We start from the raw sequence: 22364 nt of genomic DNA, 5'->3' as shown, positions 1-22364 counted from the left end.
CATTTTGCCTTTCTGGCCAATTTAGCTTATGACCTCGAGGGACTAGCCGCCGGAGCTGGACAACACGAAAAGCGGAGGCTCCTTGTTCACGGTCGACACCCCTTATTAAAGTAGAAAAACCCTCCACCTATACAGATGAAGGGTCCTTCACTTGATCCACAGGGAACACAATCTGAAAAGTCGTGCCTTTGCCCACTCGACTCTCCACGGTAATGACCCCCCTCATGGCTTCGATGATCCGGTAAGAAACCATCAGTCCGAGGCCCGTTCCTTTTTCCTTTGTAGAGAAATAGGGTTCGCCGAGTCTCTCTTTTTGATCCGGGGTCATTCCGACGCCGGTATCAGTGATGGAAATGCTTACCGTCCCTTTTTGAACCTTCGAAAAGATGTTGAGTGTACCTCCGTCAGGCATGGATTCGATGGCGTTTTTGATGATGTTGAGAAATGCCTGTTGAAAACTGCGGGTGTTCCCTACGATGGAGGCATCCTGGATTTGTTTATGTACGAGTACCGATTGTTGATTGCTCAAGGGCTCAACCATGTCGGCGAGCTTATTAAGTTGCTCCGAAATGGAGATATTCTCCACATGATCCGGATCAGGTTTGGCAAATGTGAGATAATCGTTGATGATTTCTTCTGCCCGGTTCAGTTCGGATGATGCAATGGTTAGATATTGTTCCCTTTTCCCCACGGGAAGATTTTCTTGATGGAGCAGTCTCAGGAAACCTTTGATCACCGTCAAAGGATTTTTCACCTCATGGGAAATGCTCGCAGCAAGCTGGGCGAGTACTTCCATCTTTTCTATCTTCACAAGTGCTTGTTTGATTTGAATTTGTTTCAGCAACGTCTCACATATGTATGTCAGGATCAGCATGCCCAGTGAAGGGAGGAAAATGAAATTTATTAGATAGCTTTCGTCAATTACAAACACAGTCATTGCCTTCGCAATAAGAGCCGCTACGATGGAATGAATCGTAAAAAGCACCACTGAGAAGATGATCTTCTTCCTGCTTGATAACCGGTTGAAGTCGAACCATTTCATCCCGATGAGCGTCAAGAGGTAGATCACTGCATAAATCACGAATGCCACCACACTCCAACTGTAGATCATCGTCCTGGATACCAATAAGACAGCAAGCAATGCGATACCTGTCAATGGACCGCCATACAGAATGCCAAGAACAAACGGGATCATTCTGAGATCGTGAACACAATATGGGTTATTGTATATAGGGGAAAGCATGCACATTATAATGGCGATGCTTAAAGAAACAAGGGTTGCTAACCTTGTATACCAACCGTGTATCATCTTTTTTTCAACAAGGAAAAAAATTAAAAAAATACTCAAAATGATATAAAAGAAATTATTAATGACATCCTGATTAAAAATAATCATCCTAACCCTTTGACCTTTCACAAAAATTGTCTTCTTTATAAAAATTCTACCATACTAAACCCTAAATCGTTACAATTATATATGTAACCGAGTATTTACATAAGAAAACTCTCCTGTATACCTACAGGAGAGCCATCACCTTACACCGTTTTCAATTGTTCACCAAGATATTTTGCCAGCTCAAGCATACCGAATTGTCCGGATTTCGCTTCTGCATCTTTATTATAATTCGTATTCGTGTTCACATCATACGTGTAGATGTTGCCTTCTTTGTCCTGGATAAATTCAATCCCGGCAATATCGATTTGATTCGCATGCATAAACGCTTCATATGATGTCAGGATGTCATGTGAAAAGTTCTCCCTGACCTGAAATTTAGGCTGGTCTTCCTGTTCCCCTACAGGACAGAATAGATCATCCACTTGACATACATCAGCAGGACATAATTCAAATCCTTCCGATGTATCCACCTTCACAGCATACATGAACTTACCACCAATGAACTCACAGCGTGTAATGGATGAATCGGGTGCTTCGATGTACTCCTGTATGAGTGTCGTGCCGTCTAACGGCTCTTCAAAGTCGTCACTGTACACATAATTCTTCAGTGCGTCCACAGATTGGAACAACTGAACTCCCAATCCTTTACCTGCACGATTATGCTTCGTGATGAAAGATGGTTTATCGAGCTTTTCAGCAGCTTCGATTATTTGTTCTTTCCCAATGGCTGCAATGGTTTCCGGTGTTTTGATACCTGCAGCATTCAAGGCCGTATACTGATTCACTTTGCTTACTTCCAAGCGAAGGGCACGGCTTCCATTCAGGACTTTTCTTTCGTTTCGCTCTAACCAGGATAGAACGCTCTCCGTCAATTCCGGTGCAAAACGATGGTTTCTCGTATGTGACGAGGCACTGATTCGATTATAGAAAATACCTTCCGGCGGCTTTGATGATAATTCGACGAGTCCACGATCAAGGAACCATTCCTCATAAGGCAATTGGAGTTCATCAAGCCTGGACGTTAAATGATTGGTCCATTCACTGTTTTCATGAATGATATGAATTTTTTTCATGATCATTACCCCATTTGTACGTATGATTTTAAACGAAAGTCTTGTAACACAAAGTAATCCTACTATAAAAGTAGGATTTAGGCAATAATCATGAATTCACTTTGACTTACGATCCGTCCTCATTTGAATTTTCATGCCGCTTTTTGTTAGAAGCTCACGGGCTTTGAGAGGTGCCGGTGCCTCTAACCGCACACTCCTAAAATCGTCCTTGAGGATGTCTCTGATTTCCTGCAGGACTTCAAGATTGTTCGTCCGATTTGCCTTAGAAGCCTGATCACTGACAGTTAAGCGGTTCACCAGTTTAACCATTAGAAAAATACTCGTAGCAATAAGAAGAAGGTCAACCAATGAGCCCAGGAACTTCCCCAATTCAATCACCCCTGTCTTATCTGAAGATGCTTCACCACTATAAGATATGGTAAAAAGAAGTGAGTTATGAAAACTATAAAATTCCTTATAAAAGGTATCTTCCTACGATTGCGATTAATACAATACATGCGACAACTCCCATCAGGATGACGAGTACCTTTTCTTCCTTGTTCCCCTGCATTGTTTTCCCTCCCTCTTGTGAAAAGTACAACTTACACGCTTACACGTTCAAACAATTTTGTGTTCAATATGACCGGATCAGGATGTTTATTTTCCAGAAATAGTTTAAATGCTTCTTCCCCCACTTTTCTTATCGGTACTTCAAAAGAAGTGATACCCAGGGCATCGGCAAGGGGATGGTTATCAAAGCTGAGGATAGCCAGGTCGTCTGGAATCCTGATTGATCTTTTTCCTGCCTCCGCCACCATGCCCGCAGATACTTGATCACTCGTTACGATAAGGGCGGAGGGCTTTTCTTCCATCTCTTCCCATGCACTCAACACATCCCGCCCGTCTTGAAGATCGTAGCAGTCATTGAATATCCATCCGTCACCCACGGGATGGCCGGCAGCCTCTGCGCCGTCGAAGAATCCCCGGATCCGCTCTTCGCTATTCGTCCCAAATGTCCTATGCAAACACAACCCGATTCGTGAGTGCCCTTTAGAATAAAGATACTCAAGCCCACTTCGGATCCCCTGATAATGATCAATGAACACCTTTTTATAAGTGGGGTCGAACACATTTTCACAAAAAACCACATTAGGATTGATAAATGAAGCAAGAGCATCCAGAGAATTGGAGCGTGACGTCAGGATCAACCCATCCACTTCTTTCATCTGAAGTCGATGAAAGGCATCCAGTTCAGCTCCCCTGTCATAATCCGTCTGAAAAAGTTGGAGGTGATAACCATGCTTTAACGCTTCCCCCGCAATACCTTGAAGAATCTCTCCGAAATAAGGAAGATTCAAATAGGGTAGAATCACTCCGATACTATAGGTTTTCCCTTTTGATAAATGGACGGCGTTCGCGTTCTTTATATAGTTTAACTGCTCCACCGCATGGAGGACCTTTCGGCGTTTCTCTTCTTTCACATAAGGATGATCATTCAATACCCTCGAAACCGTTGACACAGAAACTCCTGCAAGCTTCGCAATACTTCTAATATTTGTCATTCCCATACCCCTCAAGTAACAATATTCCAATTCAAAAAAACGCTTGCTCTGAAACGCGTTTCACACTTTAAAGTAAAGTCATGCCAGGATCCCATCGCTATTTCAATCCTAAAACATGATAAGGAGGCCATACTATGCTCGGCATTTTATCCTTACCCGTTCTCTGTGCCATCATCATCGGAGGAAGCTACGCTGCATTAAAGCCCATCCAATTTCACACTTCCTACGATCAAAATGATCCCTTTGAGCACATCTACAACTCTAAGCTCCTTTAATACGTATGAGACTGGAACATAACTTTATCCATTTTCTCTAAAAACCAAAAATTAGTTAGGATCACTTGTTACACCGCTATTGATTTCCGTGCAAGACTCCGCTTTCCTCGGGCGTTCGGCTAGCCTCCTCGTCGCTTACGCTTCTGCGGGGTCTTACCTATTCCGCTTTTCCCGTAGGAGTCTTCGTCTTGCACTCCAATCAATAGCTAGATCCTGCTTTATGCACTGGATGTGCTTTAGCAATAATTATAAAAGGACCATTTCACCAGATTGTTATACATACACAGACTGCAGTTTTCGAATGTTCGCTCATTTTGGATGTGTCGGAGCAAAATGAGTCATTCACGTCAGGTTGTACAGTAATCGGTCACTGCACCCAATGGAATTAGAGTTGGTGAATGTGATGGTAAAGCAATCTCTACATTACATTATTATAGTGAAAACTTACACTTGGAAAGTTGATTCTCGCTGCAGGTGCTCGACTCCTGCGGGAAACGCGGGAAAGTTTGAAAAGCGGAGGTGGCTTGCTCAGCCCCGACAAGCATAAAATGAATGGGCGAAGAAGGCGTTTTTTTGCCTTCTTGGACCATTTAGCTTATGACCTCGAGGGGCTAGCCACCGTAGCTAGATCTTGAGACCGGAGGCTCAGCACCTGCAGCGGAAATCAACCACTACTCGCTATAGCCATAAGCAACAGTATTTATTGAACCATTTTCTTTTATATTCAAAACATCCACCACGGATCGTTCTTTCACGCATCCTATAACTTCATTCCTTGACGCATACTATAACGTCGGTTATATTGTTCTTATTGCTTAACAACTTACAAAAAGTAAGTAACATACAAATATATACCACATTATAACATTTCTTCATACATCAAGGAGGCATACTCATGGATAATTTCTTTCAAATCGTCGACGAACGTCGCTCCACAAAAGTATACGACCCTCACGTGGAAATCCCCCGTGAGGAATTGGTCAGTCTGCTCGAAGCGGCTGGGAAAGCTCCATCTGCCTGGAATCTGCAGCAATGGAAATTCCTTGTATTTGACCATAAAGAAGTACAGGAACGCTTACTTCCGATCGCCTATCACCAGCAGCAGGTACATGATGCTTCTGCTGTCGTGGCCATACTCGGTGATCTTGAAGCGGATAAGAACATTGATCCCGTCTTTGATCCTGCCATTCAGAAAGGCGAAATGACAGCAGAGATCAAAGAGGTCCTGAAGAAACAGATCGAAGGCGCGTACAGCCGTGAGGAATACCCGCGGGATGCGGCATTCAGCAATGCGTCACTCGCTGCCATGCAATTCATGCTTGCCTCGAAAGCGAAGGGCTGGGACACTTGCCCGATCGGCGGTTTCAATCCGGCTGCCCTCGTTTCTGAATTCAATGTATCCGAGCGTTATCTTCCCATCATGCTGATCACAATCGGGAAACCGCTTCAAAAAGCACGAAAGACAGAACGACTGGATATCCGAAACTTAATTGATTGGGCAGAATGAGTGCCTGTTACTAAAGCCACATCCTGAATTGGATGTGGCTTTTCTATGAGTTAGAATAGGACGCTCTTTTCAATCTGCTTCATTTCATAGAAATACCCTTTTCGACTCATAAGCTCATTATAGTTTCCTGATTCCACTACACTCCCCTGATCCATGACGATGATTTGGTCCATTTTTTCAAGACCTGTCAATCGATGACTGATCAGAACCAGTGTATCCCCATCGGCTGCTGAATACAGATGGTCAAATATATCTTTTTCCATCAATGCATCAACGGAAGATGTCGGTTCGTCGAGCATCCATAATGGGGAGTCTTTCAACAGGGCCCTTGCAATCGCCAACCGCTGCTTTTCTCCCCCGGAAAGATTCTCACCTTTCTCTAATACTTCATCCTCTAAAGAAATGTGACCCAGTTTCACTGTTTCCAATGCCGACTCCATCTCTTCTTCTGTCAAATCATCACTCACCAGCATCAGATTCTCCTTTATTGTGCCGTAGAAGAAATGGTTTTCTTGAAGTACAACATTGGCATTTCGCCACAATGCCCCTTTATCAATATCCTTAATGGAAGCATCATTGACGAAAATCGCCCCTTCATCCGCCGAGTAAAAGTGTAATAACAATTGAAGTAATGTCGACTTTCCTGATCCCGATGGTCCCACGATCGCTGTTTTCGAACCTGCGGGGAGTTCGAGACTCACCCCGTCCAATGACTTTCTTTCCTCATCGTCAAAGGTAAAGCTCACATCCTTCATGCAAAAGGAAGGAGCATCCCCTTCAAGTACCAACCCCAAGGGAGGTGCGTCCCTCTCGATAGGTTCTTTGGGCGTGATAGTAGAGAGTCTGGCTGCCGCTCGGCGTGAATCTTCATAATGGGTCGGCAGGATCGCCATTGGAGTGGCATTTTCGAATACAGTTAATGAAATCATGACAAGCATGGCAAGAAATATTCCGTCCAGTCGACCTGCCGCTACTGAATAAGCCCCCAAAGCCAAAACAATCCATGAAATGAGCAGGGCAACCAGGATGTTCGTTGAATGACTAAAAAGTGAATACCGGCTCTCCCTTTCCTGCTCACTCACATAATCTCCAGCTGCCTGAACAAGACTTGCCTTTTTATCCTCCAGTCTACGATAGATTTTCAGGTCCCTGAATCCATAAAGAAATTCCGTCACCTCTGTGGATAACTCCCCTCGTCTTTCCCGCAGGGTCGCCTCTATTTTTCTCTGTTTAAAAGCGAAGTAGGCGGGGACGATATAGCCTGTCAACAATAGTCCTCCTAAAAGGACCAAGGCAATCGAAACAGAGTAAAACAGTGTAAACAAAATCGTGCTTAAAAATACCATCACCAGGATGATGGGGGGATAAAAGACGCGGAGAAAGAAATTCTGCAGACTCTCAACATCCCCTACGATTCTTGAGAGGAGATCCCCGCTACGATAACGCCCGAAAATCCCCGGTGCGAGCGGTTCGATCTTTTCGTAGATGGACACCCGCAAGTTTGCCAAAATCGTGAAAGTTGCCCGATGGGAAAAATAACGTTCCCCATAACGGCTGATCGCTTTCGTTAATCCAAACAATTTTAAAAGAGCAATCATGACGGTCAAGGCGTAAAACGGTACCTCAAGGGCCGCTTTTGAAATTAAATATCCACTCGAAGCAAATAGTCCCACCGAAGTTATTCCAGCCAGAAATCCCAAAAGAATTGAATACACAATATCCTTCTTTTCCTTCATCATCAGCTTCACAACAAATGCTAATTCTTTCATCTAGTGTTTCACCCCCTGCTGTACATTTACCATTTCACGGTAGTGAGGAGCCGACTCCATGAGCTCTTCATGAGTTCCCATCCCAGCCACTCTCCCCTTATCCAACAACAAAATGGTATCTGCTTTACGTATTGTATGAAGGCGGTGCGCTACGGTAATGACAGTGGCACACTTAGCCAACTCCTCTATCGAAGACTGCAGTATTTGCTCGGTAACAAGATCCAATCCGGTTGTCGGTTCATCAAACAGGACGAGGGACGGACCTTTGAGAAACGCCCTTGCAATGGCAATGCGCTGCTTCTCACCGCCGGAAATGCCTCTCCCCGCTTCCCCGACCGGTGTATCATAACCCTTCTGAAGTCCTGAAATCATTTCGGAAATTCCCGCTTTCTCAGCAGCGGATTCAATTTCTTCACGGGTGACCCCATCTCTTCCCCCAACTGCAATATTCTCAGCTATCGTACCGGAAAATAAGTACGGATTCTGTGAAATGTAACTCAATTGATCAAACCAGGCATCTTCCACATATTCTCTTCTTAGGAATCCATTAATGAGAAGATCTCCCTCAGAAGGATCAAGCAGACCTGCCAGCAGATGAAGGATGGTTGTCTTCCCCGCACCACTCTGACCGACGATCGCCACTTGGCCCCGTGATGGAAAGACGGCGGTGACCCCTTGCAGGGCATATCCTTTTTCACCATAGGAGAATCCGAGGTTACGCAGTTCGATTGTAGGAGGATTCCCATTTGATATGAGGTCCCTCTCCCCCCATTTGACCGGCTGAACTTTTTCATGAAGCTCCTCCAAAACCTTTTTTGCAGCCCCCATGCTCCCACGCCCGGTATGAAACGCATGCCCAAGCTCTTTTAAAGACTGATAGAATTCCGGTGCCAGGACAAGCACGAAGAAAGCGGTAAAGAATGAGATACTCTCAAAGACTACCAATCTCAGCCCCACCTCCAGGGCGATCAGGCCGATACTCAGCATGGAAATGAATTCAAGCATCAATGAAGACAAAAAGGCCGTCTTCAATACGTCCATGGTCGCTTCCCGAAAGTCCAGACTACTTGATTTGATTCCCTCTTTCTGCCGTGCCCCCCTCCCAAGTAACTTTAAAGTAGTCAGTCCTTGAAGAGTATCGAGGAATCTCCCGGAAAACGCGGTCAGCTTGTCCATCTGCTTCTCGGATTTCTTCTTGGTCATGACCCCGATGATGGCCATGAATATTGGAATGAATGGAGCCGTCACCACCATGATCAAACCTGTATACACATGCTCCGTGAAGATGGTGACCAACAGGATCAAAGGTACGATGGTGGTCTGAATCCTTTGAGGTATATACTGACTGTAATACCCGTCCAACCCATCGACCGCATCCATCATCGTGCTGACCTTTTGACCGGACTGACCATGAATGGATGTCTGAAGTGGGTTTTTTGCCCATTTCGTTAACAGCCGTTTCCTCAGATCCCTCTTCACCTTTCTTGCCATCCTGATTCCTATCCGGCCATTGACATATGAAATGGCGGCCCTCCCTAAGAGTATGAGAAGCAAAGCCCCTAGCATCGGGAGTATCTCCTGGAACCCGATCTTCTCTATGAATATTGAATTAACAATGCTTACGAGCAAATATGCCTGTCCAACAACGACCCCCCCCATCAACAGGGACGCCCCGTAAAGTGTCATTGTAGATGCTCTTTGCTCTTTAGCTAATTGATTAAGCTCTTTCATCGCTACTCTCAACTCCAAGGTTAAAAAGTTAGTGAAATATTTCACAATATAATAACTACATTATAGTAAACTTATTCCCTTTATGCATCTTTTGGGATTGACCGTTTTGTGACAATTTAATAATAAAAAATAGAGAGGAAAATACCCTCTCTATTCCTTCCATATCATATTTCCAATAAGTCCTTCGTCACCCGCCTGATGATCTGCGGCAGCACGGAGAACGTATAAGGTTTATATACTCTCTCGGTCCACTGATGACCATCCTTCCCGTAGACTCCTATATTAATGGAGGGTATGTTCAGCTTTCTGATCAAGTCGATGGGCACGGGGTACAGGTGATCAATCAGGGGCAGATTCTTCTTGAACACGTCGATATCTTCATCTTCTTCATGAAGGGAAAGAAAGCTGCCATCTGCGAGATAAGGGAAAAACCTTTTGATGACGAACTCTTCCCCTGTCTCATTCGATATTTCATTTAAGCAGTTTCCGAGCGCATCCCTCACCTTTTTGCCGTACTCATTTTCCTCATTCACAAAATTATGTGGTAAAAAGGGCGGAGCGAAGAACAGGATGACCCTTGGTGTCCGGTCGGGATCAAGATGTTGCAGTGCTTCCACCATTGAATAAGCAATCGTCCGTCTGTCCTCCCCTTCCATATCATGAAAGATCTTCTTCATGACGGGATCCGGATCTATGCCCCTTTCTTTCAACCAGAATATATACTCCCTTAATGTAAGGACTTCCACTTCCCATGAAAATTCCCGTTCAGGGAATCCGTGATAGCTCCGATACTGTTCAAACTGCTTTTTGCTTCGCTCTTCTATTTCACTTACTACCTTCAATGCGACCTTTTTCATATCGTACAGCACTTCCCGAGCCGTCCTTTCGTATACAAAATAGTTGAAATATAGAGACGTGCTGAGAGGGGTCTGAACATTATACGTATGCTTATCATCTTTAAAATAGAGACATGAAGGCGGTAGTGTGAACTCACCCGGAATATCTTCTAGATAATCAAGATTCTGATTGATTTCGAGATTGAGCTTGGAAGCGATCACGGTTGGATCGATCGAAGTCAGGACATCTCCGACATGTGCTTCTCTTCCATATATATAGAAACTTGGCAGAAGCTTTCCCGCCGCTCCGGTATATATATACCTTTTACAGTCACCGTCATAAATAGGGGAAATGAAATCCGTGTTGATGGCTGCCAAATAGTCCATGCCTTCGTTTTTCAAGCGGTGGAGATCGCTTAAAGCCGCAATCATCCCGGCATGCTCACTTTCCTCATCCCCATTGAACAGGAAGAGTAAATTCCCACCCGGCTGTTTTTCACCTGAATGAAACAAAAGGTTCGCTAAATGGACGGCGATTCCGCTCTGCATATCCAAGGCACCCCTCCCGAACAGCCAGTTTCCTGAAAGTGCATCTTCCTTCACCTTTTCTTCCCCTTCATAATCCATGAAGTACTTCTGAAGGAAATCCGGGTCATGGGCCATATCCTGGAGGGCTCCATAATCATCGGTTCCCACCGTATCGTAATGGGCATGAAATACGACGGTTTTAGAGGACGTCCCTTTTACGATGGCAAAAACATTCTTCCTTCCAATCGGATCATTAGGGACTTCCTGGAGCCAGACTCTATCGGGGTGATGCTGAAAATAAGGAAACGAAGAGATCAACTTATATATAAATAAAGCTTTCTCACTTTCGCCGATTGTACCGTTATAACTTTGCAGAGCGATTAAGGATCGTGTGATAAGTTCAATCTGTTCAGAAGTTGACTTATTTTTCAGTTGAGTATACATAGTACCGCCCCTATCTTAAAGAAATATGAGCCTATGCGTGGTAAATCGTTCAATGCATGGGCATTATAGAAACTGATTCCTCTATAATTGATAACATCTTATCGAAAAAGGATGGGGTTTGGAAGGGGTTTCAAGATATTTTCTTAAAAATAATTCGGTCTTTTCTATTGAAATTCGTTCTATTACCGAATATTATAGAAGTTGTGTGTTTTTAATGTTCGTTTTTATTGGAGGTTTTACGATGTTTAAATTAAAGGAACACGGCACAGATCCTAAAACGGAAATACTTGCCGGGATCACAACATTCCTGACGATGGTGTACATAGTGGTAGTGAATCCCATCATCTTATCCGATGCGGGTGTCCCGTTTGATCAGGTATTCTTAGCAACCATCATTTCGGCCGTAGCCGGTACATTATGGATGGCATTGTTTGCAAATTACCCGATCGCCATTGCTCCTGGTATGGGATTGAATGCATATTTTACTTACTCAGTGGTCGGTGCACATGATGACATTTCATATATTGTTGCATTTTCTGCCGTTTTCGTAGCAGGTATCGTCTTCATCCTGCTATCATTGACACCTTTACGAAAAAAATTGATTGAAGCCATTCCTCAAAATTTGAAGCACGGAATTACAGCGGGAATCGGTTTATTCATTGCCTTTATAGGATTGCGTCTGACAGGATTGATCCAGGCACATCCTACAAATTTAGTACAGCTCGGGGATCTTCATTCCCATTCAGCACTCCTTGCATTGACCGGATTGGCTGTAACCCTGATCCTCATGGTCCTGAATGTCCATGGTGCCCTGTTTATCGGGATGATCGTGACTGGGTTGATTGCGTACTTTACAGGAGATCTATCCTTTAAAGAAGGATTTGTGGCCATTCCCCATCTTCCTGAAGGACTGATGGTGGCAAACCCGGTAACGGCATTTGCTGACGTCTTCCAGTATGGATTATATGCGGTCGTCTTCTCTTTCCTTCTAGTCACCATCTTTGATACTACGGGAACGATGATCGGAGTGGCACAGCAGGCAGGCTTGATGAAAGGAAACACCCTTCCGAGAGCCCGCCAGGCACTGCTGGCCGATTCCATCGCGACCACGATCGGTGCGATGTTCGGTACTAGCCCGACATCCGCATATATAGAGTCTTCGGCGGGGGTTTCTGCAGGGGGAAGAACGGGATTAACAACGTTGACCGTATCGATCCTGTTTATCGCTTCAGCCTTCTTCGGACCACTCGTCAGTTCCGTATCAGGGATCTCTGCCATTACGGCTCCTGCCCTGATCATCGTGGGCAGCCTGATGATGGGAAGCATCTCCCAGATCAAATGGGATCAGTTGGATGAAGCATTCCCTGCGTTTTTAATCATCCTGAGCATGCCACTAACATCAAGCATCGCAACGGGGATTGCACTGGGATTCATTTCTTATCCCTTACTTAAAGTAGTGAAAGGACAATGGAAGCAGGTACATCCACTTGTGTATATCTTTGCTGTCCTGTTCTTCTACCAACTGGCATTTCTGCCTCATTGATTAGAATAGATACTCGAAAGACCGTTCACAGTGAACGGTCTTTTTTATTTGGGCTGCGACTATATTCTCGATACAGTCTCTAGATTGGCATCATCGAATGATAAACAGTATATATCCGGCATCTCAAGCTCTCTCCAAAATTCAACTCCATACGTTTCATCAAAATAATTCATGATCAGGACCATGATATTGCCGTGGGTCCCAATGACCACGTTTTTCCCATTATATTCTTCCATTATTTTAAATATCCCATGAACGCCCCTCTTTTGAGCGGTAAGATTCGACTCTCCTCCCTCAAATGAAAGGGCCGGATCAGCCCAGACCGATGTTATTGCTTCCTGAAAGTTTCCCACAGGCATTGAGGATAGGGTGCGTTCTTTCATCTCTTCTACTAGTGTGATCTCCTGATTGATATGCCCCGCTATTCCTTCAACCGTTTCCACGGCTCTTTTATAGGGACTGGAACAGACCACATCGATTTTTTCCTTCACCAGCCGTTCGGTCACTGAGACTGCGTCCCGTCTTCCTTTTTCGGACAGTGGCCTCGTTCGCTCTTCCGGGGTATAAACCGAATGGGCATGCCTGACCAGATATAGTTTAGTCACGGTCATATTATTTCACTCCTTCTCTTTACACCAATAAATAGGGCTGCTCTGCTTGAACAGCCCATGACTATTCGATATGTACTTCGACATTTAGACAGGTAACTTGCAATCATGTGCATCCAAAACTACCGGGTACTCTCTAAATGCATCGGGTTCTTTAATATCTTCCATTTACTCGGGAATGAACTCCATCAACCAAGAATCATGGTATACCCCTTCATGAAGCTCATGCTCCTGTAATATTCTTGCTTTACTATATCCGCATTTCTCATAACATCGGATCGCTCTCGTATTCCAAGTCATCGGATCCATCACGAGGCGGTGGACTCCCTCCTTCTGAAGCAAGTACTCCACCACAGCACGGATGAGTTGTGTTCCGACTCCCTTATTCCAATAATCCGACTCCCCGATGAATTGATCCGTTCCGTAAATCACTTCATCCAGATTCGTATAGCCGTATCGTATCATCGTCTCATGATCGAGCTGATAATATTGAAGATAACCGATTTCAATTCCTTCATATTCAACAAGACAACTCATGACTCCCCTGTCCGAGAAGAACTTTTCCTCCACCATCTGGGCCGTGAAAGGACGATCCCTGCCTTCATAATATTCCAGAACGACAGGATCCGATAACCACCTTGAGAGCGTGTACTTATCACCATCCACTAACGGACGGACATTCAACTCCCCACTTCTCACATTCATACACCCACACCTCCATAAACAAAGCTCTTCCTATATACATTCATCAAAGCCGATGAAAAACCCTTCTTTTAGAGGGACGGGCCTTGATTCCTAGGACCAGGTCCTAGGAATCAAGGTCCGTCCCTCTCCGATAACTTTGACATATTTGTGAATAATTTCACAAATATGTATGATATGATGCGCTTACCAATAGAATATCAGTGTGAAACATGTTATGATCTATTTGTGAATAACTTCACAATATAGGCATTATCAATCCTATCATCCCCTCGAATCAGCGGAGATGCATGTTATGAATCGCTAGGACAAATTTTGAAAGAATAGGTGATGATGTATGACAATCAAATGCACAAACAAAGTAGCTTTAATCGGTACAGGATTTGTTGGTTCAAGTTATGCCTTCGCTCTTCTCAATCAAGGAATTGCCCATGAGCTTGTGATGATCGACCTGAATAAGGAGAAAGCCGACGGAGATGCACGGGATTTAAATCACGGTCTTGCTTTTGCTTCCCCTATGAAGATTTCAGCCGGGGATTATCGTGATTGTAAGGACGCCGATTTGGTCGTCATCACAGCCGGGGCAAACCAGCAGCCTGGTGAAACCAGATTGGACCTTGTAGAGAAGAATGTGAAGATCTTCAAAAACATCGTAGACTCCGTCATGGATAGTGGTTTCAACGGGATCTTCCTTGTGGCGACGAACCCTGTCGACATCTTGACATATGCCACATGGAAATTCTCCGGATTGCCGAAAGAAAGAGTCATCGGTTCAGGGACGATACTCGATACGGCAAGACTTCGTTACTTGGTTGGGCAGCACTTCGATATTGATACACGGAATATCCACGCCTATATCATGGGGGAACACGGTGATACGGAGTTCCCGGTATGGAGCCATACAACGGTGGGGGCAAGTCAGCTGAATGAACTGATTGATATGGAGCAGGAGAACGTCCAGAAAGAACTCGATGACATTTTTGTCAACGTAAGGGACGCAGCCTATCACATCATCGAACGAAAAGGGGCAACGTATTATGGAATCGCTATGGGACTTGCCCGGATTTCAAAAGCCATCTTCAATAATGAAAACAGCATCCTGACCGTTTCTGCCCTTCTCGAAGGAGAATATAAGGAACGGGATATGTATATCGGTGTACCGGCCATCATCAACCGGGATGGAATCCGAAAAGTCGTCGAACTTCCCTTGAATGAAAAAGAGAAGGCACAGTTCTCCCATTCTGCACAAACGTTGAAAAACGTCATGAAAACAGCACTGGAAACTTGATCCGTCACCATATCGAAGCAGATAAGACACGCACGCCCACTCCCCCTCCTCATAAGATAAAGAGAATTCTTTATGAGGAGGTTCTTCTATGTACGATCACAGACAATTATTCCCCGGCTTGCCCGGCGGAGGATCCGGTGGCGGATTTCCTGGTTTTCCCGGGGGAGGACAGGGTTCCGGTGGCGGCGGTTTCCCAGGCATTCCCGGTTTTCCCGGTGGAGGACAAGGAGCACCAGGCTCACCACCCCCATCAGGCGGGCAGGGCGGACAAAACCAACCACCACCCGGTCCACCACCGAACTTCCAACCGCAAAAAACGGCATTTCAAGGAACGCAGGGTGGACCGAGCACCTTTGCAGTCGATCCGGGTGCCATCAGAAGATGCTTATTCCGTTACACGTATATATGGTTAAGAAGAGATGCTTTCTGGTTCTACCCTGTGTTTGTCGGGCGCCGTTCCATTGCCGGATGGAGATGGATCGGATTCACATGGGTGTACTTCGGCATCGACTTGGATAAAATTGAATCGTTTACGTGCGTGTAGGTGTGGCGATGCACTCCTATCCGTACTATCGAACCAATCAATCGAACGGCCTCATAACCGTGAGCGGGGAACATACATTATATGTCGATCCGGATCAAGCCATCCTATCGATAGGTATTGTTACGAATGATAAGGAGCTTGAAGTTGCCCAAAACGAGAATCAGAAACTTTCCAACAGTGTCGTACAATCCCTTTTAAATAATGGAGTGCGCCGACAGGATATCCAGACATCCAGCTATCAAGTATTTCCACAGTACCAATTTGAAGATGGAAAACAAACGTTCACCGGTTATGAAGTTCGACAAGTATTCAAGGTCACTGTTAAATCGATAGAAAAAGTCGGGAAGATGATTGATGATGCTATAAAGAGCGGGGCGAATCGTGTGGAAAACATTCAATTTGTCCAGTCTGATCCCATTGAATCCTACCAGCAGGCACTCGCTTTAGCCTATCAAGAGGCATATCAAAAGGCACTCACATTATCCCGCCAGTCGAATCAGCAGCTTAATCCGCAGCCCAAATCCATTACCGAACAATCCCGACCCGCAGCCGTCCCCTTTATGAACGCCGCCTATTTAAAGGCAGCCGACGAAAGTACGGCCGTTCAGCCAGGCCAGATTGCCGTCACAGCTATCATCACAGTAGAATTCAGGACACATTAAAAAAACTGCCAAAGTAGATGACTACTGAGGCAGTTTTTTTATGGAGGGACGGACCTATAGGGGAAAGAAGGCTTATTGCTTCAACAGACCCCCACTTTCCCCTCGACTAAATAGGCAGGTAAGAAGGAATTGAGCTTTTTCTCTCCAATCTTTATTCCCCCAGTGACTTCGATTTCCGCCCGCAGGCTTCCATTGCCGATAATACAGCCCCCTTGAACTGGTGTTTCTCCAAGGCCGCCACTGCTTCAATCGTTGCTCCCCCGGGTGAACATACGGCATCCTTCAGTTCTCCGGGATGATTGCCGGTTTCAAGAACCATCTTCGCAGCCCCAAGCACAGCCTGTGATGCCAGCTGATAGGCAAGACTCCTTGGGATTCCCTGGAGGACGGCTCCATCGGCCAGTGCTTCGATGAACATAAATACATAGGCAGGAGAGGACCCGCTCACAGCCGGTATCGCATCCATCATGCTTTCCTCGATCTTTTCCGCTTTCCCGAAGCTTTCAAGGATAGCCTGGACAAATTCCAAATCGCTTTCTGTTATTTCTTCGTTCACACAATATGCGGTCATTCCTTCGCCTACAAGGCTCGGAGTATTCGGCATGGTCCGTACGATTTTGGCAGAAGGGGAAATCTGCTCTTCCATCCATTCAATCGTGATTCCAGCCGCAATCGTTATGATGATGCTGTCTTTTTTTAAGGAATCTTTGACCGATTCGATCAGTTCCTTGTATTGATCCGGTTTCACCGCAAGGAACACAATATCTGAAAAAGCCGCAACACTCTGATTGTCATCTGTCGTCTTCACTCCAAATTTCTCGCTGACCATATCCAGGGTTTCTTGAGTCCTGGCACTCGCACGTACGGACTCCCGTGTCACCAGCCCCGACTTCAATATCCCTCCCATGATGGCCTGCGCCATATTTCCACATCCTATAAATCCAATGGTTTTATCCATTTCTTCACCTCTCGATTTTATGTAAACAGTCTTTAGCATCATACCAAACTTTCGCTTCTATTAAAATCTTTCACGCCCCAATTAAAAAGGCTCAGGGAGACCACTCCTCCCAGAGCCTTTCCATCATTCCACCAGCTTCCCGCAATGGGGGCATAGGGATTTAGAATAATCCTTTGGAATCTTTTTATGACAATGACTGCACGTTTTCACATACACTGGCGGCTCGAACAAGTCTTCCGACATGCCGTATCCACTTTTGAAGGTCACCCTCATCCCTCTGACTAATAACCCGATGATTCCCCCGGCAATTAGTAATGCCCAAATCATCTTGTTCGGACTTCACGAAGGATTTTCTCATAATCAAGGTCGGCGATTGGTTCATCCTTCTGTAATCTCTCCCTGATTTGGGACAACAATGACTGCTCTCCCTCAGATAAATTATCAAGGTCCCACTTTTTATGAAAGACTGTGTATAGAGTCAGATCCCTTAGAAGCAGGAAATGCGGGATGCGCTTGACCCATTCGTCATCGATGTCACACTCCGTCAAATATCCTTGAAGAAACGCGATGAGGAATCTCTCCCCGAACCTACTGCGGGTTTCGAGGGTCTCATTCCGGAACTTCCACCACACCGAATAATATAGCGGGATGGCCACGTCACTTACAAAAAAGAATTGTGTACTGTCATCAAAGTCGAACACATGGAGATCCCCATCGTGATAAAAGAAGTTACCCGAATGAATGTCCGAATGGATGAGTCCAAACGATTCCCTTGTCTCCTTAAATCCCCTGATCGTTTCCTTGTTTTGACTGCCTTTACTAATGATGTCCCTGTCTTCATCACTCGTCAAATATTTCCTGTAATCCAGCACGTCATCTAAATCCCATCGCTTACGGCTGTGTTCATCCATATTGTATCCTTTGGTTACCCTGTGCATATGTCCTGTGAGTTTTCCCCATTTGTGAAATAGCCCATCATCAAATAAAGGGTCATTGATTTTCACAGGAGCTCCCGGAGCTTTGTCAAATAAACACACAAAGAAATGTGTATCCCCCGTCTTTAGGACTTCAACCAGGTTTCCTGCTTCTGAATCGTTCACGAGTGAAACATTCACCCCATGTTTATGTAAGTAATTGATCCATTGCAACTCAGCTTCCACTTCCCCTTTAGAACGATGGGAACTGTGAGTCAGGCGGAGGATATAAGGAATCTCTCCCCTGTGCACCTCATACACATAGTTTTCGAAATCACCAAGCTTCTTCGCGTGACTTGTGTCACAGCCGAAACGTGAAGCTGCATTCTTTAATACATCCTCTGTAAATAGTTCTTGAATCCACTTTTCCATCCTATCTCTCCTTGTCTATGACATGTTAATTTTTTCTTAGAAGAGCCACACGATAAGGGAACAGTTCGGCTGTCATGATGCCCTCGGTCACAGTGGGATCTTCTTTCATGAATGCCTTTGCCTGCTCCTCGTCATCTGCTTCAAACACTACGATTCCAAAGGCCTTTTCCTCTTCATTTAATGTCCTGCCAGCAAGGATCACTGTCCCATTGTCCGTCCATTCTTTCAACCGTTCGAAATGACGTTTCACAATTTCTTCATCCCCGGCCGTCCAATTTTCTTCTTGATACAAGCGTGGAATCAACTTTAATACATAGATAAATTCCATTTCTCTCCCTCCCTTCACCATGACATATACGACCTGCTCCGTCCATAATCCTTTATTCAGGAATCAAAAAGGCCGCTTGAGTTTGACTCAAGCGGCACTAAAAAGGTTAATTCTCCTTCATCCAATCGTCCATCACCTGTATGATTTCATCCTGCTGTTCCCACACGGAAATACTCGCTTTCTTGTCACCTTTTTGTGGACCGTAAACTCCGAATCCTGCATGGTTGCCTCCGTCAATCTTATGGAAGGCCGCTTTAGACGGCAGCAGTTTCTTACTTTTTTCAACGTCATCCCCTGTGGTAAGACCGTCATTCTCTGCGTAGATGCTAAGGACCGGTATATCACTCTTGGAGAAATTCGCTGAATTTGTCGGATAGGACGCCAGGAATATGACACCTTTCACCTCATCTTGATGATCATAGGTATACGATGCCGCAGCCACACCTCCCAATGAGTGACCGGACAGATACCAATCAAGGTTTTCATCGAACTCACTGATGATCTTTTCAGCTTCATTAATGCCGAGAAAAGCGATATGAAACGGCATCTTGGGGATGACGACGGTGTACCCCTTATCAGATAGAGACTTACCGATATACCCATAAGCCTCCACTTCCACCTTTGCTCCGGGATAAAGTATTACGCCTTTCCCATTTGAATCTTCACTTTTAAAAATAAGCCAGTCATTTTTTTCTTCTATAAAAGGGTCATCCTTATGGACTGTCTTCGTCAACTGCTCCGTGGCTGAGTACGTTTGTTCTGACCAAATATAAAATCCCAGAAAACCAACAACAATGACTGCCAGAAAAACAATCCCTGCCCATTTTAATATCTTATTCACCTGCACCCGCCTTTTCATGATTACTTAGTAAGACATCATTTCTGAACCGTTAAGTCCGATCTGCCGGAAAAACCAATCCGATCTGCTTTCTGGCGTTATCCATCACCCTGGAGCTGATTAAAGAATGCTGGTAAGAATTAATGGCAGATTCGTATTCCCCTCCATTTTTGATGATTGAAACAAATTCATTTATTTCGTAATACATGTATGGAAAGTCCTCTTTTTGAGTATAAACACATTTTTCCCCATTATGATAATAAAACGTCAGTGTACTGAATTCACCTATTTGATCGATCGTAACGGTTCCGGCTTCCCCTTGGATTTCAGTCGGAATGAGTGTATTAGAAATCTTCGAGAAAGTGGCCACCACTTCCATTTCTTCGTATTTCATGATGACTGTACCAGAACCATCAACACCTGAATCCAGCATGATACCAGTTGCCTTTATTTCCTTCGGCTCGCCGAATAAAACGGCCATGGGATAAATGCAATAGACGCCCAAGTCCATCAGGGCACCATTGGAAAATGCGGGATTGAATGCATTCAGGATCGTTCCATCTTTATACGCGTCGTATCTGGATGAATATTTACAGCAGCTGACATTGACTTTCCGAATGGTCCCGATGGTGTGCAGCTTCTCTTTAAGCAGCTGAAAGTTGGGCAGGAATGTGGTCCTGACCGCTTCCATGAGTATGGCACCGTTTTCCTTTGCAGCAGCAATCATCTCTTGAACTTCCCTTTCATTCGAAGCTAACGGCTTCTCACATAATACGTGAATGCCTTTCCTTAAAAAAGAGATGGCCTGACTGCAGTGAAAGGAATTTGGGCTGGCTATGTACACGGCATCGATATGATCTTTATCTGCCATCTCATCTATATCGGTAAAATAACGGGGGATCCCATGGGTCAGAGCATATGATCTTGCCCTCTCTTCCGTCCTTGAATAAACCGCCCCTAATTGGAAACAGTCCACTTCTCCTGCCGCTTGAATAAAACGATCAGTAATCCAGTTGGTTCCGATGATTCCGAATCTAATCATATGATCTCTCCTTCTTTCATTCATGTTTATTCTAGTATAGAATGCTAAGTAAAACGACAATTACGTTGGAAAGGGGCAATGCAGTGGATAGCCTGGAAAAGAAGTTGGCCGGTGAAAAAGCAACCGAATATATAAAAGACGGAATGACGGTCGGATTAGGTACCGGCTCAACCGTTTATTGGACGATTCAAAAATTGGGGGACCTTGTCTCTCAAGGATTACAGATCAAGGCAATCCCCTCTTCAGTGGACACAGAACGCCTGGCAAAAAAGGCGGGTATTCCATTGACCACCTTCGCTGAAGTGAACATGTTGGACATTTCGATTGATGGCGCCGATGAAGTGGATGCCATGTTCAACTTAATCAAAGGGGGAGGCGGAGCATTGGTAAGGGAGAAGTTTATTGATACGTTCACCCACAAGTTCATCATTGTCGTGGACGAGTCCAAATTGGTTTCAAAGCTTGGCTCCTTTCCACTCCCTGTTGAGATCATTCCCTTCGGATGGGAAGTGACGTGCCAATCACTCGCTGAATTGGGTTGTACCCCGGTTCTAAGAAAAAGAAACGATGAACGATTTATATCCGATAACGGTAACTATATCGTGGATTGTCATTTCACGGGCATTGCTGACCCTGCCTCCCTTCACTCCCGATTAAAACGATTATTAGGTGTCGTGGAAACAGGTCTTTTCATTAACTTGACAACCCTGATGATTGTCGGGAAACGAGATGGCGTGGAGGTTGTCTCACCAAAGAGTAACCTGACTTGATGTCCCCCAGTCCAAAAGCCAACCTTATTGGTTGGCTTTTTGGAATTCCATGTCTTTTTCCCTCATCAAATATTGCAGTGCTGTCCGGAATGTCAGGAAGGTTTTGATCCCTTGAAGCTCCCTCACTCCTGAATTGATCATGATTTGAGTGAGAGAAGGAGTGAATCCGACAAAAAGAGTTTCGATTCCCATTAACCCGATGGCCTTTGCCATGTTATCAATATACGCACCGAAAATATCAATTTCACCGATTTCCTTCTCTGATATCGCTGAGAAATCGACAATGATGGTGTTAATGTCTTCTCCATAAGAAACGTCCAATATCTTTGTAATGATCCTTTCAAAGCGTTCCGAACTCAGCCTTCCCGTAATGGGGATCAGGATGGTTTCAGGGATGATGGATGGAATAATCGGTGCTGAAATCTCCATGATGAGCTGCTCTGATTGAACCAGCTGTTCTTTCAATTCATTAACTTCCTGCTTTAGCTGCTTAATTTCTTGACTTTCACTTGTCATGACAACCCTCACCGTTTATAGAATGTTTTTAAAGTGCCTTTCTATATTCTAGCACTTTAGATACAGAATAACCTAATGATTTCATATGTAACGAGATAAATAGATGACATTGAAAAACC

General features: G+C 44.8%; 23 protein-coding genes. 7 read left to right on the top strand and 16 right to left on the bottom strand.

Annotated features, from left to right (window positions below; translation table 11 throughout):
- Positions 1-127: 127 nt before the first annotated feature.
- The 4 genes from NQ095_RS14045 to NQ095_RS14030 form a co-directional block, all read right to left on the bottom strand.
- Positions 128-1309 (bottom strand): HAMP domain-containing histidine kinase, encoded by a 1182-nt coding sequence (locus NQ095_RS14045; RefSeq protein WP_258264092.1) that lies wholly within the window; start codon positions 1307-1309, stop codon positions 128-130.
- 227 nt (positions 1310-1536) lie between these two features.
- Positions 1537-2469: an ATP-grasp domain-containing protein gene (locus tag NQ095_RS14040; protein ID WP_258264091.1), complete on the bottom strand. Its 933-nt coding sequence runs from the start codon at positions 2467-2469 to the stop codon at positions 1537-1539.
- A gap of 96 nt (positions 2470-2565) precedes the next feature.
- Positions 2566-2886: an MscL family protein gene (locus NQ095_RS14035; protein WP_258264238.1), complete on the bottom strand. Its 321-nt coding sequence runs from the start codon at positions 2884-2886 to the stop codon at positions 2566-2568.
- Positions 2887-3050: 164 nt separating this feature from the next.
- On the bottom strand, positions 3051-4010 hold the full coding sequence (locus tag NQ095_RS14030) for a LacI family DNA-binding transcriptional regulator (protein ID WP_258264090.1): 960 nt from the start codon (positions 4008-4010) through the stop codon (positions 3051-3053).
- Positions 4011-4144: 134 nt separating this feature from the next.
- On the opposite strand from NQ095_RS14030, the gene NQ095_RS14025 reads away from it, so the two are divergent.
- Entirely contained in the window at positions 4145-4285 is a 141-nt protein-coding gene (locus NQ095_RS14025) for a hypothetical protein (RefSeq protein ID WP_224520595.1), read from the top strand.
- 889 nt (positions 4286-5174) lie between these two features.
- Entirely contained in the window at positions 5175-5792 is a 618-nt protein-coding gene (locus NQ095_RS14020; RefSeq protein WP_258264237.1) for a nitroreductase family protein, read from the top strand.
- Between the two features lie 50 nt (positions 5793-5842).
- Here NQ095_RS14020 and cydC read toward each other — a convergent pair whose 3' ends face one another.
- The 3 genes from cydC to NQ095_RS14005 all read right to left on the bottom strand — a co-directional run bounded on the left by cydC (position 5843) and on the right by NQ095_RS14005 (position 11100).
- Positions 5843-7561: a thiol reductant ABC exporter subunit CydC gene (gene cydC, locus NQ095_RS14015; RefSeq protein WP_258264089.1), complete on the bottom strand. Its 1719-nt coding sequence runs from the start codon at positions 7559-7561 to the stop codon at positions 5843-5845.
- On the bottom strand, positions 7562-9292 hold the full coding sequence (cydD, locus tag NQ095_RS14010) for a thiol reductant ABC exporter subunit CydD (protein WP_258264088.1): 1731 nt from the start codon (positions 9290-9292) through the stop codon (positions 7562-7564).
- A gap of 164 nt (positions 9293-9456) precedes the next feature.
- Positions 9457-11100, bottom strand: a complete 1644-nt coding sequence (locus NQ095_RS14005) for a M20/M25/M40 family metallo-hydrolase (protein ID WP_258264087.1) — start codon at positions 11098-11100, stop codon at positions 9457-9459.
- Positions 11101-11341: 241 nt separating this feature from the next.
- On the opposite strand from NQ095_RS14005, the gene NQ095_RS14000 reads away from it, so the two are divergent.
- Positions 11342-12643 carry an NCS2 family permease gene (locus NQ095_RS14000; protein ID WP_258264086.1) on the top strand — a complete coding sequence of 434 codons (1302 nt, stop codon included), beginning with the start codon at positions 11342-11344 and terminating at the stop codon, positions 12641-12643.
- A 59-nt stretch (positions 12644-12702) separates the two neighbouring features.
- On the opposite strand, the gene NQ095_RS13995 is transcribed toward NQ095_RS14000, so the two are convergent.
- On the bottom strand, positions 12703-13248 hold the full coding sequence (locus NQ095_RS13995) for a histidine phosphatase family protein (protein ID WP_258264236.1): 546 nt from the start codon (positions 13246-13248) through the stop codon (positions 12703-12705).
- A gap of 171 nt (positions 13249-13419) precedes the next feature.
- Complete coding sequence (locus NQ095_RS13990; RefSeq protein ID WP_258264085.1) at positions 13420-13956, bottom strand: GNAT family N-acetyltransferase; 537 nt, start codon at positions 13954-13956, stop codon at positions 13420-13422.
- A 334-nt stretch (positions 13957-14290) separates the two neighbouring features.
- On the opposite strand from NQ095_RS13990, the gene NQ095_RS13985 reads away from it, so the two are divergent.
- The 3 genes from NQ095_RS13985 to NQ095_RS13975 all read left to right on the top strand — a co-directional run bounded on the left by NQ095_RS13985 (position 14291) and on the right by NQ095_RS13975 (position 16447).
- Positions 14291-15241, top strand: coding sequence for an L-lactate dehydrogenase (locus tag NQ095_RS13985; RefSeq protein WP_258264084.1), 951 nt, complete (start codon positions 14291-14293; stop codon positions 15239-15241).
- An 88-nt stretch (positions 15242-15329) separates the two neighbouring features.
- A complete protein-coding gene (locus NQ095_RS13980; RefSeq protein ID WP_258264083.1) occupies positions 15330-15785 on the top strand; it encodes a hypothetical protein in 456 nt (151 codons plus the stop codon).
- Complete coding sequence (locus NQ095_RS13975; RefSeq protein ID WP_258264082.1) at positions 15776-16447, top strand: SIMPL domain-containing protein; 672 nt, start codon at positions 15776-15778, stop codon at positions 16445-16447. The genes NQ095_RS13980 and NQ095_RS13975 overlap by 10 nt, the downstream gene beginning before the upstream one ends.
- 151 nt (positions 16448-16598) lie before the next feature.
- Here NQ095_RS13975 and proC read toward each other — a convergent pair whose 3' ends face one another.
- From proC to NQ095_RS13945, 6 genes are all read right to left on the bottom strand, one after another.
- A complete protein-coding gene (gene proC, locus NQ095_RS13970; RefSeq protein ID WP_258264081.1) occupies positions 16599-17405 on the bottom strand; it encodes a pyrroline-5-carboxylate reductase in 807 nt (268 codons plus the stop codon).
- Between the two features lie 123 nt (positions 17406-17528).
- Positions 17529-17732, bottom strand: a complete 204-nt coding sequence (locus NQ095_RS13965; RefSeq protein WP_258264080.1) for a hypothetical protein — start codon at positions 17730-17732, stop codon at positions 17529-17531.
- Positions 17729-18751, bottom strand: coding sequence for a phosphotransferase enzyme family protein (locus NQ095_RS13960; protein ID WP_258264079.1), 1023 nt, complete (start codon positions 18749-18751; stop codon positions 17729-17731). The genes NQ095_RS13965 and NQ095_RS13960 overlap by 4 nt, the downstream gene beginning before the upstream one ends.
- Before the next feature lie 25 nt (positions 18752-18776).
- Positions 18777-19079: a YciI family protein gene (locus NQ095_RS13955; RefSeq protein ID WP_258264078.1), complete on the bottom strand. Its 303-nt coding sequence runs from the start codon at positions 19077-19079 to the stop codon at positions 18777-18779.
- A gap of 106 nt (positions 19080-19185) precedes the next feature.
- Positions 19186-19920 carry an alpha/beta hydrolase gene (locus tag NQ095_RS13950; RefSeq protein ID WP_258264077.1) on the bottom strand — a complete coding sequence of 245 codons (735 nt, stop codon included), beginning with the start codon at positions 19918-19920 and terminating at the stop codon, positions 19186-19188.
- Between the two features lie 49 nt (positions 19921-19969).
- Positions 19970-20959: a Gfo/Idh/MocA family protein gene (locus NQ095_RS13945; protein WP_258264076.1), complete on the bottom strand. Its 990-nt coding sequence runs from the start codon at positions 20957-20959 to the stop codon at positions 19970-19972.
- A 41-nt stretch (positions 20960-21000) separates the two neighbouring features.
- On the opposite strand from NQ095_RS13945, the gene rpiA reads away from it, so the two are divergent.
- On the top strand, positions 21001-21729 hold the full coding sequence (gene rpiA / locus NQ095_RS13940) for a ribose-5-phosphate isomerase RpiA (RefSeq protein ID WP_309137646.1): 729 nt from the start codon (positions 21001-21003) through the stop codon (positions 21727-21729).
- Positions 21730-21753: 24 nt separating this feature from the next.
- Here rpiA and NQ095_RS13935 read toward each other — a convergent pair whose 3' ends face one another.
- Positions 21754-22245, bottom strand: coding sequence for an STAS domain-containing protein (locus NQ095_RS13935; protein WP_258264075.1), 492 nt, complete (start codon positions 22243-22245; stop codon positions 21754-21756).
- Positions 22246-22364 lie beyond the last annotated feature (119 nt).

The organism is Rossellomorea sp. SC111, from assembly GCF_024733565.1.
In the GTDB taxonomy this organism is placed as follows: domain Bacteria; phylum Bacillota; class Bacilli; order Bacillales; family Bacillaceae_B; genus Rossellomorea.
This window is presented reverse-complemented; position numbering and strand designations above follow the sequence as displayed.

What these genes read in the sequence shown, in the direction of transcription:
- cydD (WP_258264088.1), bottom strand. Translation starts at nt 9,292, where the DNA reads ATGAAAGAGCTTAATCAATTAGCTAAAGAGCAAAGAGCATCTACAATG.
- NQ095_RS13980 (WP_258264083.1), top strand. Translation starts at nt 15,330, where the DNA reads ATGTACGATCACAGACAATTATTCCCCGGCTTGCCCGGCGGAGGATCC.
- NQ095_RS13990 (WP_258264085.1), bottom strand. Translation starts at nt 13,956, where the DNA reads ATGAATGTGAGAAGTGGGGAGTTGAATGTCCGTCCGTTAGTGGATGGT.
- NQ095_RS13935 (WP_258264075.1), bottom strand. Translation starts at nt 22,245, where the DNA reads ATGACAAGTGAAAGTCAAGAAATTAAGCAGCTAAAGCAGGAAGTTAAT.
- NQ095_RS14030 (WP_258264090.1), bottom strand. Translation starts at nt 4,010, where the DNA reads ATGACAAATATTAGAAGTATTGCGAAGCTTGCAGGAGTTTCTGTGTCA.
- NQ095_RS14045 (WP_258264092.1), bottom strand. Translation starts at nt 1,309, where the DNA reads ATGATACACGGTTGGTATACAAGGTTAGCAACCCTTGTTTCTTTAAGC.
- NQ095_RS13960 (WP_258264079.1), bottom strand. Translation starts at nt 18,751, where the DNA reads ATGGAAAAGTGGATTCAAGAACTATTTACAGAGGATGTATTAAAGAAT.
- NQ095_RS14000 (WP_258264086.1), top strand. Translation starts at nt 11,342, where the DNA reads ATGTTTAAATTAAAGGAACACGGCACAGATCCTAAAACGGAAATACTT.
- NQ095_RS13985 (WP_258264084.1), top strand. Translation starts at nt 14,291, where the DNA reads ATGACAATCAAATGCACAAACAAAGTAGCTTTAATCGGTACAGGATTT.
- NQ095_RS14040 (WP_258264091.1), bottom strand. Translation starts at nt 2,469, where the DNA reads ATGAAAAAAATTCATATCATTCATGAAAACAGTGAATGGACCAATCAT.
- NQ095_RS13955 (WP_258264078.1), bottom strand. Translation starts at nt 19,079, where the DNA reads ATGGAATTTATCTATGTATTAAAGTTGATTCCACGCTTGTATCAAGAA.
- NQ095_RS14005 (WP_258264087.1), bottom strand. Translation starts at nt 11,100, where the DNA reads ATGTATACTCAACTGAAAAATAAGTCAACTTCTGAACAGATTGAACTT.
- rpiA (WP_309137646.1), top strand. Translation starts at nt 21,001, where the DNA reads ATGCTAAGTAAAACGACAATTACGTTGGAAAGGGGCAATGCAGTGGAT.
- NQ095_RS13965 (WP_258264080.1), bottom strand. Translation starts at nt 17,732, where the DNA reads ATGATTTGGGCATTACTAATTGCCGGGGGAATCATCGGGTTATTAGTC.
- NQ095_RS14025 (WP_224520595.1), top strand. Translation starts at nt 4,145, where the DNA reads ATGCTCGGCATTTTATCCTTACCCGTTCTCTGTGCCATCATCATCGGA.
- cydC (WP_258264089.1), bottom strand. Translation starts at nt 7,561, where the DNA reads ATGAAAGAATTAGCATTTGTTGTGAAGCTGATGATGAAGGAAAAGAAG.
- proC (WP_258264081.1), bottom strand. Translation starts at nt 17,405, where the DNA reads ATGGATAAAACCATTGGATTTATAGGATGTGGAAATATGGCGCAGGCC.
- NQ095_RS13945 (WP_258264076.1), bottom strand. Translation starts at nt 20,959, where the DNA reads ATGATTAGATTCGGAATCATCGGAACCAACTGGATTACTGATCGTTTT.